This window comes from Rhodococcus koreensis (assembly GCF_017068375.1).
GTDB classification, from domain to species: domain Bacteria; phylum Actinomycetota; class Actinomycetes; order Mycobacteriales; family Mycobacteriaceae; genus Rhodococcus_F; species Rhodococcus_F koreensis.
This window is the reverse complement of record NZ_CP070612.1, coordinates 70,600-84,434: the sequence shown is the minus strand read 5'-3', so window position 1 is coordinate 84,434 and position 13,835 is coordinate 70,600. Positions and strand designations below refer to the sequence as shown.

The 13,835-nt window shown below is 63.3% G+C and carries 14 protein-coding genes; 6 read left to right on the top strand and 8 right to left on the bottom strand.

Translation table 11 applies throughout. The annotated features are described in order from the left end of the window. Window positions 1-86: 86 nt before the first annotated feature. Entirely contained in the window at window positions 87-785 is a 699-nt protein-coding gene (locus JWS14_RS49395; RefSeq protein ID WP_206017381.1) for a DUF8176 domain-containing protein, read from the bottom strand. 207 nt (window positions 786-992) lie between these two features. Beyond that, window positions 993-2,105, bottom strand: coding sequence for a hypothetical protein (locus JWS14_RS49390; RefSeq protein WP_241031950.1), 1,113 nt, complete (start codon window positions 2,103-2,105; stop codon window positions 993-995). A 1,315-nt stretch (window positions 2,106-3,420) separates the two neighbouring features. Between JWS14_RS49390 and JWS14_RS49385 the strand changes: the two genes are divergently transcribed. Further along, window positions 3,421-3,873 carry a helix-turn-helix transcriptional regulator gene (locus JWS14_RS49385; protein WP_206017377.1) on the top strand — a complete coding sequence of 151 codons (453 nt, stop codon included), beginning with the start codon at window positions 3,421-3,423 and terminating at the stop codon, window positions 3,871-3,873. Between the two features lie 636 nt (window positions 3,874-4,509). On the opposite strand, the gene JWS14_RS49380 is transcribed toward JWS14_RS49385, so the two are convergent. From JWS14_RS49380 to JWS14_RS49360, 5 genes are all read right to left on the bottom strand, one after another. Then, on the bottom strand, window positions 4,510-5,067 hold the full coding sequence (locus JWS14_RS49380) for a hypothetical protein (protein WP_206017375.1): 558 nt from the start codon (window positions 5,065-5,067) through the stop codon (window positions 4,510-4,512). Between the two features lie 474 nt (window positions 5,068-5,541). Next, a complete protein-coding gene (locus JWS14_RS49375) occupies window positions 5,542-5,775 on the bottom strand; it encodes a hypothetical protein (protein WP_206017373.1) in 234 nt (77 codons plus the stop codon). An 81-nt stretch (window positions 5,776-5,856) separates the two neighbouring features. Continuing rightward, entirely contained in the window at window positions 5,857-6,309 is a 453-nt protein-coding gene (locus tag JWS14_RS49370; protein WP_206017371.1) for a hypothetical protein, read from the bottom strand. Window positions 6,310-6,452: 143 nt separating this feature from the next. Next, window positions 6,453-7,592: a GAF domain-containing protein gene (locus JWS14_RS49365; RefSeq protein ID WP_241031949.1), complete on the bottom strand. Its 1,140-nt coding sequence runs from the start codon at window positions 7,590-7,592 to the stop codon at window positions 6,453-6,455. Window positions 7,593-7,622: 30 nt separating this feature from the next. After that, window positions 7,623-8,456, bottom strand: coding sequence for an MBL fold metallo-hydrolase (locus tag JWS14_RS49360; protein WP_206017369.1), 834 nt, complete (start codon window positions 8,454-8,456; stop codon window positions 7,623-7,625). A 237-nt stretch (window positions 8,457-8,693) separates the two neighbouring features. On the opposite strand from JWS14_RS49360, the gene JWS14_RS49355 reads away from it, so the two are divergent. Beyond that, the gene (locus tag JWS14_RS49355; RefSeq protein WP_206017367.1) at window positions 8,694-9,362 is read left to right on the top strand and encodes a ScbR family autoregulator-binding transcription factor; all 669 of its coding nucleotides are present in this window, start codon (window positions 8,694-8,696) and stop codon (window positions 9,360-9,362) included. 414 nt (window positions 9,363-9,776) lie between these two features. Here JWS14_RS49355 and JWS14_RS49350 read toward each other — a convergent pair whose 3' ends face one another. Continuing rightward, on the bottom strand, window positions 9,777-10,373 hold the full coding sequence (locus tag JWS14_RS49350) for a hypothetical protein (protein WP_206017553.1): 597 nt from the start codon (window positions 10,371-10,373) through the stop codon (window positions 9,777-9,779). Here JWS14_RS49350 and JWS14_RS49345 point away from each other — a divergent pair. The 4 genes from JWS14_RS49345 to JWS14_RS49330 all read left to right on the top strand — a co-directional run bounded on the left by JWS14_RS49345 (window position 10,320) and on the right by JWS14_RS49330 (window position 13,789). Further along, window positions 10,320-11,270 carry a ParA family protein gene (locus JWS14_RS49345; RefSeq protein ID WP_206017365.1) on the top strand — a complete coding sequence of 317 codons (951 nt, stop codon included), beginning with the start codon at window positions 10,320-10,322 and terminating at the stop codon, window positions 11,268-11,270. The genes JWS14_RS49350 and JWS14_RS49345 overlap by 54 nt on opposite strands. Then, entirely contained in the window at window positions 11,267-11,659 is a 393-nt protein-coding gene (locus JWS14_RS49340; protein ID WP_241031948.1) for a hypothetical protein, read from the top strand. Before JWS14_RS49345 ends, JWS14_RS49340 begins: the two co-directional genes overlap by 4 nt. A 77-nt stretch (window positions 11,660-11,736) precedes the next feature. Next, window positions 11,737-12,903, top strand: a complete 1,167-nt coding sequence (locus JWS14_RS49335) for a DUF2637 domain-containing protein (protein ID WP_206017364.1) — start codon at window positions 11,737-11,739, stop codon at window positions 12,901-12,903. Window positions 12,904-13,345: 442 nt separating this feature from the next. Beyond that, entirely contained in the window at window positions 13,346-13,789 is a 444-nt protein-coding gene (locus JWS14_RS49330; RefSeq protein ID WP_206017363.1) for a hypothetical protein, read from the top strand. Window positions 13,790-13,835: the final 46 nt, after the last annotated feature.

The following is a 13,835-nucleotide window of genomic DNA, read 5'->3' as shown; positions in this document are numbered from 1 at the left end:
CGCGCCCGCAGTAGTGGCGGCCGCGGCCGTCACCGCCACACATAGCGCAGCGGTCGTGGCAGACCGCGCTAATAGGTTGAGCTGCATCATTTCTCCGTTCCAGTGGTATCGGTGATGGAGGCGAGGAGGGTGCGTCCGCCCTCAGTTCGGGTGCGCACCAGCTGTGTCCACACCACCGGATCCGCTCCGGGAACCATGTGCGTCAGCTCGACGCTGTATTCGTCCGGTGCGCGGGTGGTGATCCGCAGGCAGTGGCGGGTATCGGCGGGGATGGTGTCGATACCTTCCTTCTGCAGTTGTTCGGAAGTACCGACCGCGGCGTCCGGTGTGGTGAACTCCCGGGCTCTCGCACCGCTGCGATCGACGTAGTAGGCGTAGTCGAAGCCGAGAATCGCTTCCGGTCCGGAGGCGAATCCGCCTGGGCCGGCCCCGGTGACGACTCCGCCCTCGCTGAACTCCGCACACGCCGGCGCCGGCGCCCCAACGACGGAGGAAGACACCGCTTCCGGGACCGCCGGATTCGCCGGGGAGGTCATCATCGACGACATTCCGTCGACAAATTCGTCGCTGCCCGTGGAGTCTTCCGGCATCAACGCCCAAACTCCGGCACCGACCAACCCCACCGCTGCCAACCCCACCGCCGACACCGCGGCCCACGCCATCGGCCGACGGCGACCGCTTGGCTGCCGCATCGGCCTCGGGGCGGGCTTCTTCGGGGTGGGCTTCGGGTTGGGGCGTTCCGCAGGTCGCGGGGGTGCGGGCTTCGTTGCCTGCGCTTCGCTCACCGACCGCGCATCAAAATGCCGGGGCGGTGCCTGTGCTGCCGGTCGCCTCGGTGCACGAGGTGTGCCCGGAGCATTCGTACGTTGTCCGCGTTCCCACGGTCGGCTTCCCGGCCGGGTGACGGGACCACGATCAGACGACGGCGACATGGTCAGATCCCTCCTCGATTTCCGCTGGCAACGACTGCACCGAGCACACCCCGCACTCCCCTACGCGTTCAGGCCCGCTGTGAACGCATTCCATGCAGCTCCGGCCTGCTCAATCACCGGCCCAGCGGCAGCCGCGGCATCCGCCCCGGCCTGCTCTACCGACGCGACGAGCTGGTCGCCGCCGGGTTGCGCGAGGGCAGCCTCACGTACCGCGGAGGTGCTTTCGGAGAACGTCTGCTGCGTCTGAGCTGCGTATTCCGGTGTCGCCTCGGTGTACTCACGCACCTGCTCGACAACCTCAGTGCCGCCGGGAACCGCCTCGACCTGCTCAATCGCCTGCTGCGTCTGCCCGGTCACTGCCTGGGCGTCGACCACCGGCGGGATCCACAACGGGGCCGGGGCGGGTGCCTCCGGCGCCGGGGTAGGTGCAGGCTCTTCGATCACTACGTCCTCACCGCCGAATGCGGTCGCTCCGACGATCCCGCCCGCGACCGCGCCGACAATGAAACCGGCCATTGCCGCGGGGATCCCGAGTGCGGCTGCACCCGCAGCCCCGCCGATCCACAGGCCGTTCACGCCCCCGATGACGGGGCCGACGACAATGCCAACACCCGGGATGAACACCGACGCCAACGTCGAGCCGACCGCGACACCCACGACGGTGCCGACCATCGCGCCAGCCGCCCCACCGAGCACCGCCATCGGGGCACCCACTGCGAGCGCCGTACCGACCCCGCCGAGCGCCGCCCCGGTCACCGCGCCCGCCACAAGCCGATCAGCCTGCTTCGTCGGCACACCGAGCGAGGTGACGAAGTTCCCGCCATCCGCCTGGATCGCAGACATCGTGTTGCTGAGCTGCTGGCCCTCCCGCTCCGGGACGAACCAAGGCCGATCAAAGAGTGCGGCACCGAACAGGAGCTTGTTCGGCGGCGCCTGAATCGGGGCAATCCCAGGCCGCTGCACCATCGGCGGAGGAGGTGGGGTCACGACCTCAGGCTGCGGCTCGACAAAGCTGGGAGCGCTGTCCTCATAGTCGTAGTAGGCCGGTCCGACGTAGGACGGTTCGTCGTACGACGGTTCGACGTACGACGGCTGGGTATAACCCTGCTGGTAATCCTCGTACGACCGCCACTCGGCGTTCTCAACTTGCTCCGACGGCTGGTACCCAGGCAAGAATTCACGCTCTGCCTGCGGAGCGGTCGGAGCCGTCACACCAGGTTGCTGGCTCGGCGGCACCGCTACCCCAGGCTGCCCCGGAGCTGCCTGCGCAACACCGGCACACACAAGGCACAACGCAATCGGCACCGCGCACACCGTCGCGGTCCGATTCGAGCCGCGCCTGTGCCGGCCACCGGTCCTGTTCGTCGATCTGGCGACCTTGAACATCACTTACTCCTCCATCAGAATCATGAAAACGGTTGTTACGCAACGCATATACGTCAGGACGGACACCGGAAGTTCGGTTGGTTGTCATCCGATTCCGCCCCGAATGAGCGCAGCCTGGAGTTAGACGGCTGGCTGGATGCCAATCCACGGCGCCGAGTACGGCACCAGCGAGTGGCCCGCCGGACAGGTCGAAAACCCGGGAAGGTCGATGCTGTAGCACCTGTGACCAGGAGCTCGACCAGCGCAATGAGCGACGACGCTGAGCGGTCGCACCCCCTCACTCATTGAGATCGGAACGTGCGGAACGGACTCGCTGGAATCTGCCTGTAACGAAAACGGGGCAGCAGTACGATTAGTGGTCGGGTGGATCTGGGCACCCAAAGACATCGGAGCCTCCAACTGGGTACAGAAATGGCCCGCGAGGATCCGAGATCCTGCGGCGTGGACGTTTACGCGTTGAAACGCTGCGGGGAGTAGAACCCCAGGTGCGGGCGAGGACGCCAATCATCACCGCACCTGGGGCTTGCTCATCTATGGGGCCAGCGCGCGAGTCCGGAAGCTGGGAAGCGCGACGTCGCGCATGGTCAGAGTCCCGGTCGAATGGGCGTTGACCGGGGACGAATCCGACGGATGTACGAGCCGCCGTAATGGGCGAGGCGAAACGTAGCCCGGGGTTCGCGTTCTCGATGACGCCGAAACAGGCTGAGCGCATGCGGAAGTCACGGGAAGACCCCGTGACAGATACCGCAAACCAGTTCGAGCGCAACGATTCAACCCATCTTGGATATGACTGGGAAACGGTGTGTGCGTGTATGCACAACACCGCGCTACGTCTCGAACCTAAGTGGCCGGAGCCGGGCTCAAGGAAGACCCCGTGAGGGGTGGCCGGGAAAGTATAGGCACGCGCACATTGTTTGCGCAACGAATGCGGGAGTGACATGCCGGCGACCTCCTCCCCGAAGCTGCCTACTCGATTCCTTCACCGACAATGCTAGTCGACGCTATTAATGTACGCAATTGATGTGCGGAGATTTGTGCAGCGATCGACCAGAAGGGCGCAACAATGAGTGGGGAAAGTTCAGATCTGCAGCAGGGAGACTCGATGCCGCGCATCGGCGTACGCGGCTTCAGTGGTGCCGCGCTCGACCGTGCGCTCGCACGTAAGAAGATCACCGCCGAAGACCTCGCCGACAAGATCGGGATGAGCCACCAGGCCGTATCTACTTGGCGGCGTGGGAAAGCCGCGCCGACTCCGGCGGCGCTCAGGAAGATGGCGGAAGCCCTTGGGATCTCCCCGGCCGACCTCACTCCGATACCGTCCGGCAAACTCCGACTGGCCGACCTGCGGTTTCACGCCGGGTTCAACGGCCGGGCCGCGGCGAAGGAGCTCTCTATTTCGCCAACGTCTCTGTCCGAGATCGAGCGTGGCCGCAAATCTTACGATCCCGCACTGGCATCCGCCTTCGCGGAGCTCTACGCGGTCAAGCTGGAGGACGTCGCAGCCGCTTGGGAGCGCACTGTCGCGGACCGCACGACACGCGTGGACAATCTGTAGGCTTGTCCGCAATTAATGTTCGCGTTTGTTGATCGCGACGTCGAGGTTGTTGGGTATTGGCGCACGCCAACGTTGGAGCCCGGCTCCCAAACTGCCGCAGCTTCGGCGTGTCGGCGGTCCGGAGGCCTGAATCTGCGGCAGAATCAGCCGCGGTGGTCAACCGGCAAAGAGCGCCGGTCGAAGAGAGAGGGGCGCATCAAATGGCTCAGCCGTACAAAGGCCCACGTATTGGGGTCTCCGGGCGCGTGCCTGTAGCGGTGAAGCATCTCCTCGATCAGAAGAGGGCGGAACTCGGTCTTACGGAGAGCCAGCTCATCGCTGATGTTCTCAGTCTCTACGTCGGCCGCCCCGATCTCGTTCGCGAACTTGGCCAGGAGGTGCTTCCGCTGACGGCCTGAACGACAAATTCAGCAACGGTTGGGGTTGGGCGACTCCTACTGATTGCCGCCATATTCGTTTAGCAGTTACGCAGCCAGACCCGAGATACGAAAAACCCCCGCTCCGTGGGCGCGGAACAGGGGTCCTCGAGGTTGGCGAGAGTGAGCGAGCAACTCTCTCTCAGCGGTACTGCTATTCCCCGAAGGGACTGTCTTGCGTGACAGAGCCCAGGGTAACACTGCGTACCCTGATGCAGGTTCAACGATCCATGCGCGTGTCTCGACTCACGAGTACGCGACAACCCGATACCGCGGTAGCACTCCTGCGCGGCCCCGATACGGCACGGCGCGGACACCGCGCGCCATACCAGGGCACGTCTGCGGGCATCAGTGCCAATCGCTGACCCCAGCGTTCATCAGCGCGATCGGCGGACGCGAAGAAGCCTGCCGGCGATTCTGCAGGGTGGCCCTCGACCTCGGCGACGGCGCGTACGGCGGCATCGCCGTATGGAGCGGCGAGCAAACCTGGGTTGAGATCGAGGTCCGTGAGGCATACATGCGCCTCTACCTCATCATTCGCCCCGCTCTTTGCCGGATTCGCGGAGGCGGTGGCATCTCGCTTAAGGCACTGCTCAAGGTCGCCTCTGAGATGGCGGCCGCCGCCAACCACGACACCGGACAGAATTCCCGACTCAAGAACGACACCCTGATGGAACGGACCGGGTACTGCAAAAGCACCGTGCAACGCGCCAAGCTCGCCCTCAAGATGCTCGGTGTCGCCACCGAAGTCCTTCGTGGCCGACTCCGCCGCCGCCACGAACGCTTCGGTTCCTACAGAGTCGGAGACCAGGCCCGTGGATGGGCATCGGTGTGGGCGCTGCACCCGCGCAAGCCTGTGGATAAAACCCGCATCTCAGCGGGCGGATCCATACAAATGGCACCCCACCCCCGTAGGGGTCACTCTTTAGATCATTCCTCTCGTAGAGAGGTTTCTAATACTAAGCGATCTGTGAAAAAACGAGCCGCTTCGCGGCGCCCTGAGACGAGGGTTCAACGCGAGAAGGCCGCAGCCAACCGGAAGGGCGTATTGCTCGCCGCCAGATGGCTCAGCAGTCCACGAACGGGGGCATGGGCACGGGAACATACCTCGCGGGGTTGGGGACCGGCTCTGGCCGAATCAGCGGCCCATGGTTGGACGGCGGCCGACCTCAACGACACGATCGACACCTGGGCGGCCGCCCGTCGGGTGACCCCGACCCCGAAGTCTCCGATTGCATTCGTCCGCTGGCTCCTAGGGCAACAAGATCTCGCCTTCCCTCCGCATGTCCTCGCACAGATTGCGTTCGACCAGGAGAAAGCCGAACGGGAACGGCAGGCGGCCGAGTTTGCGGCCGAGCGCGCTCGCTACGCGGATGCTGCTGGCCCCGACTCCCCCGGCCGTCGAGCCGCTCGCGCCGCGATCGCCGAACACACCGCGCTCGTCGACCAGCGCAAAAGGGATCGGCGGCAGCGTGAAGCTCAGCAAGAGTGGGTCGCCCGCGCCGAGTTGATCGCTCGCCGCCGAAAGGACCGGCGGGGATGACCGCGACGATCCGGACCGGACCGGTCAGGGGCGGTTGTTGTCCCGCGCAGCCCATCGACGGTGGAACTTCTCGATCGTGGCGGCGTCGACATCGATCGGCCGATGCGCAAGCCACCGAAGGTAGAGCCGGTCGTCGAGATTGCGAGGATGCGCACCCGGTCGATCCGCTGGCTGGTCCAGGTGCTCCGCCAACATGTACTCGAGGAACTTCGGAAGCTCGCGTCCCGGGCCGGCGTTGCGTTCGACGGTGTCGATAATGTGCGGCAACACGACACTGGAGGTAGCGGCACCCACCCGCAGCAACGCGGCCTCGAGCGCGGCGCTAGGTCGTGGCCCAGCAGCTTCGTTCAACTCGGTGGTGGCCTCGAGCAGTTCGGTGAGCGCCAGTACAGGGATCTCGACGGTGCCGGGTCCGACATTCATTACCCGGTCCGGATCGTCTCGAAGTGTTTCGCTCTCAGTTGAATTCGTACTCATCCGGTCTCCTCCGCGTTCGTCAGGCTATCGCCGAATGGCAATTGCTGAAGAACCATAGTGGGTGCGAACCCGCCACCTGTCGCGTTGAACGTGCATTGCACGTATCTACGACGCGCCAGCCGGCTCGCACCCCATACCGGTGCCTACCAGCAGAGAGGACCTGTACCCGGTCGTGCCTGAACGATGCCCTGACGGGCCTCCACTCCCCTCGCCGGATCTGCTTCTTCCGCAGCGATGATGGTCAGGTCGGCAGGAGTCCACCCCTCGTCGCCGGCGAACCGGAGGAAGAGCGCCAGGTCGACGCGGGTCATTTCCCCCTTACGCAGGTCATTTCTGGCCTGCTCAAGTACCGGGATGCTCTTCTCGTGGATCTCGGGAACCTCAGTCGCCCACCGGGACAGCGATCCGGGCGGATTGTGATACCACTCCAGAAAGATCCCTGTCGCCAGGGTGAGCTGGCAGACCCCGACAGGATCGGGTGAAGATTCCGCAATCAGTCGCGCAGCCGTCCGCAACGCGTCAAGGCTGAAATCCTGCTGGGGGCGATTCTCGGCCGAGGTGATGTCGTGGACGACCCCGCTGATCTTCTTCCCCTCCGCAGTTTCCCGTGTGCGTGTTGCCATATAGGTCAAACGCGGCTGCGACCCTCTGATCGTCACCTTCGACGCAAACGGTGCACCAGCTGGCTTCGCTCCGATAGCGAAATCTTTTACGTAGTCTTCGTATTCGTTCAGCCGCTCGAAACCACCAAAGAACTTCCAGACATCCTGCACACCGCGCTCGACGGCCGCGTCGGCACCGAGGATGCTTTCTTCACAGCCTGGCCCATGCTCGGTGACCTGGGTCTGATAATCCCATTCGAACGCCCCCACAGAGCGTCGAGCAGGAACAGGTTGGCGTGCGTCGCCGACCCACAGCTCCACACCGAAGACCTCGCCGCGGGCGGACAAGATTGGGTGGCCGGAAAACCGAGCCCGTATGTCTCCCTGCGTTTTGCTGGCGATTGTGAGCAGCTCCACCTGCTCCTCGCCGGTGACCGCTACCGCCTCGACGAGCAGTTTCGCCAACTTGCTGATCTGTGCGCCCTCGCTGGGGCTTCGGGCGATGCTCCACTTTCGATTGCGGAGACTGGTGAACTCCTTCGGTGCCCCACCCTCCGCGATCAGTGTTGGATCCTCACTGGACCACCGCCCGAGCGTTTCGACAACCAGCCAATTCGCCAGCTTGGCGCTCTGTGCTCTCGTCGGCCGCTGCGCTACACGCGGTTCCACCGTGTCAGTCAAATGCTCTACCCCCTTGCATGGGGTAGAACCCTAACAACGCCGGCGCATTGACGCTGCGGCAGACCTCATCTCCTCGAACATCGCGGCATCATGCGAACAGAAAACCGACACACGGTCTGTTTCGTTGGCCAGTTGCCTTAAGCGCGAATGATTTCCGCGCACTGCGGTGACGTCGTCCGCGAGGATCGTTTCGACTGCTCGTACGGCTCCGCGTCGCAAGCTCCAGGGCGCCGACTGGTGGACGGTGGTGCGGTGAAAGAACGCATCGCCGGCATGGAACAACCATCCACGCCCGTCGACCTGCAAGGCAACACCGGAATGCCCTTCCGAATGGCCAGGTAGAGGCACCAGCCACATGTTCTCGACGCCATAGATCGGATAGGCGAGCTCGAAACCCAGCACTTGCTCGGTCATCTCGTCATACGTCTGCACATTCGTAAGAGCCGTGAGATGCGGTTGCCGGTACCTGAACCGCTCGGACAACGTGCGCTGAGCACGCGCCGTTTGTAGCTCTGTGCACGTGGTATGTACGACGGCGTCGGGAAAGTCCGTTGCACCGCCGATATGGTCGTAGTCCAGGTGGGTCACGACGATATGTCGGACGTCGGATCGGCTATAGCCCAATCCCTCAACCTGATTGACGGCGGTTTCCTCTGCACGCAGCGCGGGTCCCAGCATCAGCGCGGGCACGCCGAGCCGTCGGCGAGGTGACTCGATGTCACGAAGGCCGAGCCCGCTGTCGACGAGGACCAGGCCGTCGGACGTCTCGCAGAGCAGGACATGTGAGACCAGAGGGCCCAGAAGTGGTGTGAGGAACGTTCCGCAATTCAGATGACGGACTTTGCTAATGGACAAACTCGACACCGCCCGGAAGTAGGAGTGACCGCAGAGATTGCACCCTGCAGCTGCTACGACCGGAACAAAGTTGTGGGTCCCGGGAAGAATCCCCCATTCGGGAGAAGTGGAGCCATATTACATTGGACCGTCAGTGCACAGTTAACGGGCGGCCATTAGGGTTTGAGAATCCGGAACATGTTCCTGCAAACCGCGCTGGTACCGTTCCGCAGGTTGGTTTTGTCGTGAGGTGCGCGGGAGGTGCAAGTGGGTCGGCAGGCTAGGGGCTTAGCGACAAAAGCCCAGATCATCTCGGGAGCGGCCGAGGCGTTCGACCGGAACGGCTACGTCGGGACCAGCCTGGAGGCGATCGTCGAGAGCATTGGGCTTTCCAAGGGTGCGTTGTACTTTCACTTCGGCTCCAAGGAAGAGCTTGCGCGGGCCATCATCGCCGAGCAACACGCGATCTCCATAGCTGCGGTCGAGGCAATCAGAGGAGAGCATGCGCCGGCGGTAGAGCAGATCGTGATGCTGTGCCACGAAATGGCGAGGCAGATCGTTCACGAGCCAATCGTGAGAGCCGGGATCCGCATCACCGTCGAGCTCAGTGACAAAGGCTATGGGCCCGCTGACCCCTACATCGACTGGATCAACACCTGTGAATACCTCGCACGGCGCGCCATCGACCAGGGCGACATCAGCCATGAGACAGATCCGGCGACCTTCGCGCGATTCGTGATCGGCGCGTTCACCGGTGTCCAAACCCTGTCACTGATCCACACCGGAGGGGCCGACCTCGAAGAACGCGTCGACGACATGTGGATGTTGCTGCTACCTGGCATCATGCCCCGCTACCGACACAAGGACCTACGCAGAACCCGGAATGCACGCAGTGTTGGCCCTCCCGGGCAGTTCGGGCCCGTTTTCTCGCTGTAGGCCATGGTCGGCGAGGTGCCGGCGCAGGCACCATTCCAACGGCCTCTACTGAGCTCGCGAGTCCGTGGTGGGGCGCGACGAGAACGGAGCGACCTTGAAATCGCGCTGTGGCCGTACGCAGTCACCAGTCCCCGACTCTGACGAGGTTTCCCGAGGTGTCTCGACGTCGAACGAGGACGGCAGCGTGGTGTTTGGCATCTCAACCCTTCGATGTAGCCCGATTGCGCAGTGCGGAAGTCGGACGCCGCGACTGCGATGCGACTCGAACCGAAGTCAACAAGCTCGAGGCGCCCCTCCTCTGAGGGGCGCCTCCAAGGGTAACTCGCCCCAAATGGTTGGTTGCCGCGCCCGTTGGCAGGCGTCGGGGTTTCGCCGCAGGAATAGCTTCGGCTTCGGCGGCGGCCTGTTCGGCGGTCAGGCGCTCTCCGGCGCAATCACGGCAGGCAACGCAACATCGGGCCGCTGCGCAACAGGATGACGGTTACTGCAACGCGGCAACGCAACGGCCGGACGTTGCGCGAGCGTTCCTTGCAATAGCCGGATTCCAAGCTTTGCCGTTAATGCTGTCAAAGCTTGCCGATGCAACAGTCTGAACACCTCGGAAGCTGATGCCTCACTCGTTGCGCACGAAGCGCCAGCATTGCATGCAAAACAAGTATTGCTTTTAGCGTGCATGAGGGATCTGTGCAGGTAATGAAAGCAATGCCAGCATATGCGCTCTGACCTGCATAAAAGTATTCCCAGCATTACTGGCAGCGGCGACACGCCGGGAATGCCAGTAATGCTTGCAATGACCGCGTTGCAGGTAACATCGGCAATGCCAGCAACGCTGGTAACACCTGCAACACCTGCAACACCTGCAATGCAGGTAATCCCGGCGTTGCAGCAATAGCCATCGTTGATGGCAATGCCAGCATTAACAGTGAAACCCGCTCCGGGATAACGAGGGAGACACCGATGCCACCACCTCGCACGCACGTAGTCCCGCAACGCGATGCGGTCGCGTTGCATCGAGTCACCGCAGTAATCAACGGGAAGGGGGGAGTGTTCAAGACGACCCTGGCCGCGAACATCTCTGGTTTGCTGGCCGAGTCTGGTTACAAGGTCCTTCTCGTCGATCTCGACCCGCAGGGCAATATTGCGGAGGATCTCGGCTACACGTACGGCGAGATCGACGACGAGGGGAAAAATCTCGCGCAGGCTCTATCGTTCGGTGATCCAATCACCCCGGTCCGCGATATTCGTCCCAACCTCGACATCATCCCGGGCGGAACGCATCTGTCGATGGCTACCGCCGCGCTGGCCTCGAAAGCGACGAAAGACCCGCTAGGTGCAAAGTTGGCCCTCGCGACTGCACTGGCACCGCTGGCAGGCGAGTACGACATGGTGCTCATCGACTGCCCTCCCGGCGACGAGACACTGCAAACTGCTGCCGCTGCGGCCGCAAAGTGGCTGCTCGTCCCGACGAAGACAGACGGGTCGAGCCGCAAAGGCATGGCAGCCGTCGCGGCCCGCCTCACCTCGGTCATGGACGTCAACGAGGAGCTGGACCTCCTCGGCGTTGTCCTCGTCGGTGTTGGCGCGAACTCCACGTCCGTACAGAGAACGGCTCGTGAAGGAATCGCCACGGCGTTCGGTGGGGACGCCGACGACGTCGTGTTCGAGAAGATGGTGAGGCATTCAGAAGCCACAGCGCTCGCAATCCGGGAGCGGGGAGTGCTGGTCCATGAGCTCGACGACGTCGTCCAGAGCGGACCGAAGTGGTACGAAGTCGTTCGCGGTAGCGCCAAGGCCCAGGAACACGCACCAAAAAGCGCGAAAGAGGTCGCTGCAGACTTGCTGGCCGTATGCCAAGAGATGGTGCAACGCATCACTGAGGCTGAGGCCGCGGAGGTGGCGGCATCGTGAGCGCAACGGATCGAGCTATCACGGGGCTGCCGCCGCGACCTGGGGCGTCCGCGCGAGCTGCGACCCCCGATGTGTCAGCACTGAGGAGGCAACGCAACAAGGCTGCAACGGATCTGACATCGACGACTGCGGCCGCGCAACAGCCGGCCGAACCAGAGAAGAAGCCGAGCAACAAACCGACAACCGTCTACATCGCCCCAGACGTCCTGAAAGAAGCGCGCCTGGCATTCAAAGCAACGCAGTCCGCCGAGGCCGACCGCAACTGGTCGCACTTCGTGGAGAAGGCGCTCGCCGACGCAACACAGCGCCGCGCCGCGCAACACAACGACGGCAACGCGTTTGAGGGGGAGGACAAGCCCCTCCCACCTGGCCGTCCGCTCGCTGACTAGCAGATAGATGAGGCCCCTGCCGTTTGGGTCGGCAGGGGCCTCGTTCCGACCGGTACCCCGTGGAAGGAAGACCAGTCATGAATGACCTTAGTATTCGAGCAGCACGAATCCAGGTCCGCGCGCTGATTGCGGCTCTGATCGTTGCGATTTCCATTGCAATTGGCATCACCACAGGGGCCTTTGTGTTGTCCTTTGCCGTGCAACGCGACCTCGCGTTGCAAGCCGGGATCCCGCACTACCTCACCTGGATCTTCCCGGCCATCGTCGACGGCGCAATCCTCGGCGCAACGATCGCGGTTGTTGCGCTGAGCAAGATCAGTGGCCGCGCGACAGGAAAGCGGTTCTTCCTCTGGCTCGCCGTCGTAGTGGTCTTCATCAGTGTCTTCGGCAACGCCTACCATGCCCGCCGAGCCGGGGAAGAAGCTGCCCGCAACGTCGCGGCCGGCATGGACCTGGGCTTCACACCGCTGACGCCGACAGGCGCATCGCTCATTGCGATCATTCCGCCGTTGCTGGTGTTGGCGTTCACCCATGGTGTCGGCATCCTCATCAAGGCAATCGGTACAGCACACACCGAGTACAACGCCCTATGCAACGACATCGCCAGCAGGGCGGTTGAGGAGCGAGAGAGCTCAGGCGCAGTCAGCACCCGGCTAAACCCGCAGGTCCCAGACCCCAAGGTCCATGACAGTTTCAGCAGCATTAACAGTATTGCTGGCAATACCAGCAATACTGGCGTCGATATCGCTGTCGATGCCGCAGAGACCCAGGTTGCGGGAGTGCGGACGTCACGCGATGCAACGAGCGACGACATTGCGGAGGCGTGGCCTACCGGCGTTGACCGTTGCGATGGCGAAGATGACGTCGTTGCCGAGGTCGTTGCCGACGACCTGGACCTTGCGTGCAACGGGATCGCAACGGCGGTGCCCGACACCCTGGTGTTGCCCGACGAGCTGCAAACCACGGAATACCTGCTAGCTTTCATCGAGTCGAGCAAGCTCGATCCGATGGTCAAGGAGACCGCTCGACTGAAGATCGAGCATCCAGACGCAACGTTCGCAGCACTTGCGGAGGCGACCGGGGAGAAGTGGGCGAGCACTGCGTTGCGCCGATACAACAAGGCCAAGGATCTCGCAGTTGACGCCGGATTCCGTACCCCGCCACTCCCGCTTACCGACGAGCCAACAGACAACGGCAGCGACGAATCCGAATCGACACCGTACGAGCTGGTAGGTGCCCGCTAGAAACTCCGGGCAAAGGTGAGGTCTTCATAGCCCCTGGCGAGTTTGCACCTCGCGGTCTGGACCAAAGGGCAGTAGCGTGACGTCCAGGTTCGGTCCGGTCTTCCTTCTCCGACCAGCGGAGCGACTAGCGCGCTTGGCAGCCGGGTGAAAACGGGCTGCGATGCAGGCGCGTCTGCGTCGTGGTGCGGCCCCCACCACCGTTGCGGTGGTGGGGGCCGTTCGCGTTGTACCTCGCCAGTCTCGGTGCCGGTGTCAATAGGTAGAACCTCGGTCGTCCGCGCTGTTCCGGCCGGGGGCGGGGCTGCGGACGCCTCGCCCCATTCGGGACCACAACCTCAGATAGGTGCAAGGTGCGTGTCCGATAGGGTTGATCCCGTAGTTCACGGCCGGATCGAGGCATTGTCGATTCGGAACACGTTCGGGTGGGGTAGGGGAGAGACCAATGACATTTCGGCAGAACGCTGTCCGCACGGTTGCAGGCAGCGCCGCCGCGGCCGCGATCGCGCTCGTCACCAACGCGGTTGCAGCAGCGGACGTTCCACCTCACACCCCCGGAATTATGGGTGACGACATCGTGCAGCTCGACAACAGCGGACCGTGCAACGGTCCGGTCCACGTGGATTTCGAGACCAGCGCTGCCCGGCCAGGAAACCTCTCCGTACTGCTCACTCCGCGCGGGACTTTCGGAGCAAGCCCGGCGTGTGCGACGACCATTCAGGTCGATTGGATCAACGGGATCGCCCCGTTCACACACACCCTGCGCCTGCCGGTAGACAACGGGCCCACCAGGATCGACGTTCCCACGGGTGCCGGCGTGAGCCTCGTCAATGTCTCAAACTTTCCGCTCCGGGCACTGGCGATCAGCAGCTACGTGCTGGTCCCGTAGTCGAGGCTCCTCATCTCGACTGATTGATTCGGAGGGGCTGCGCGTC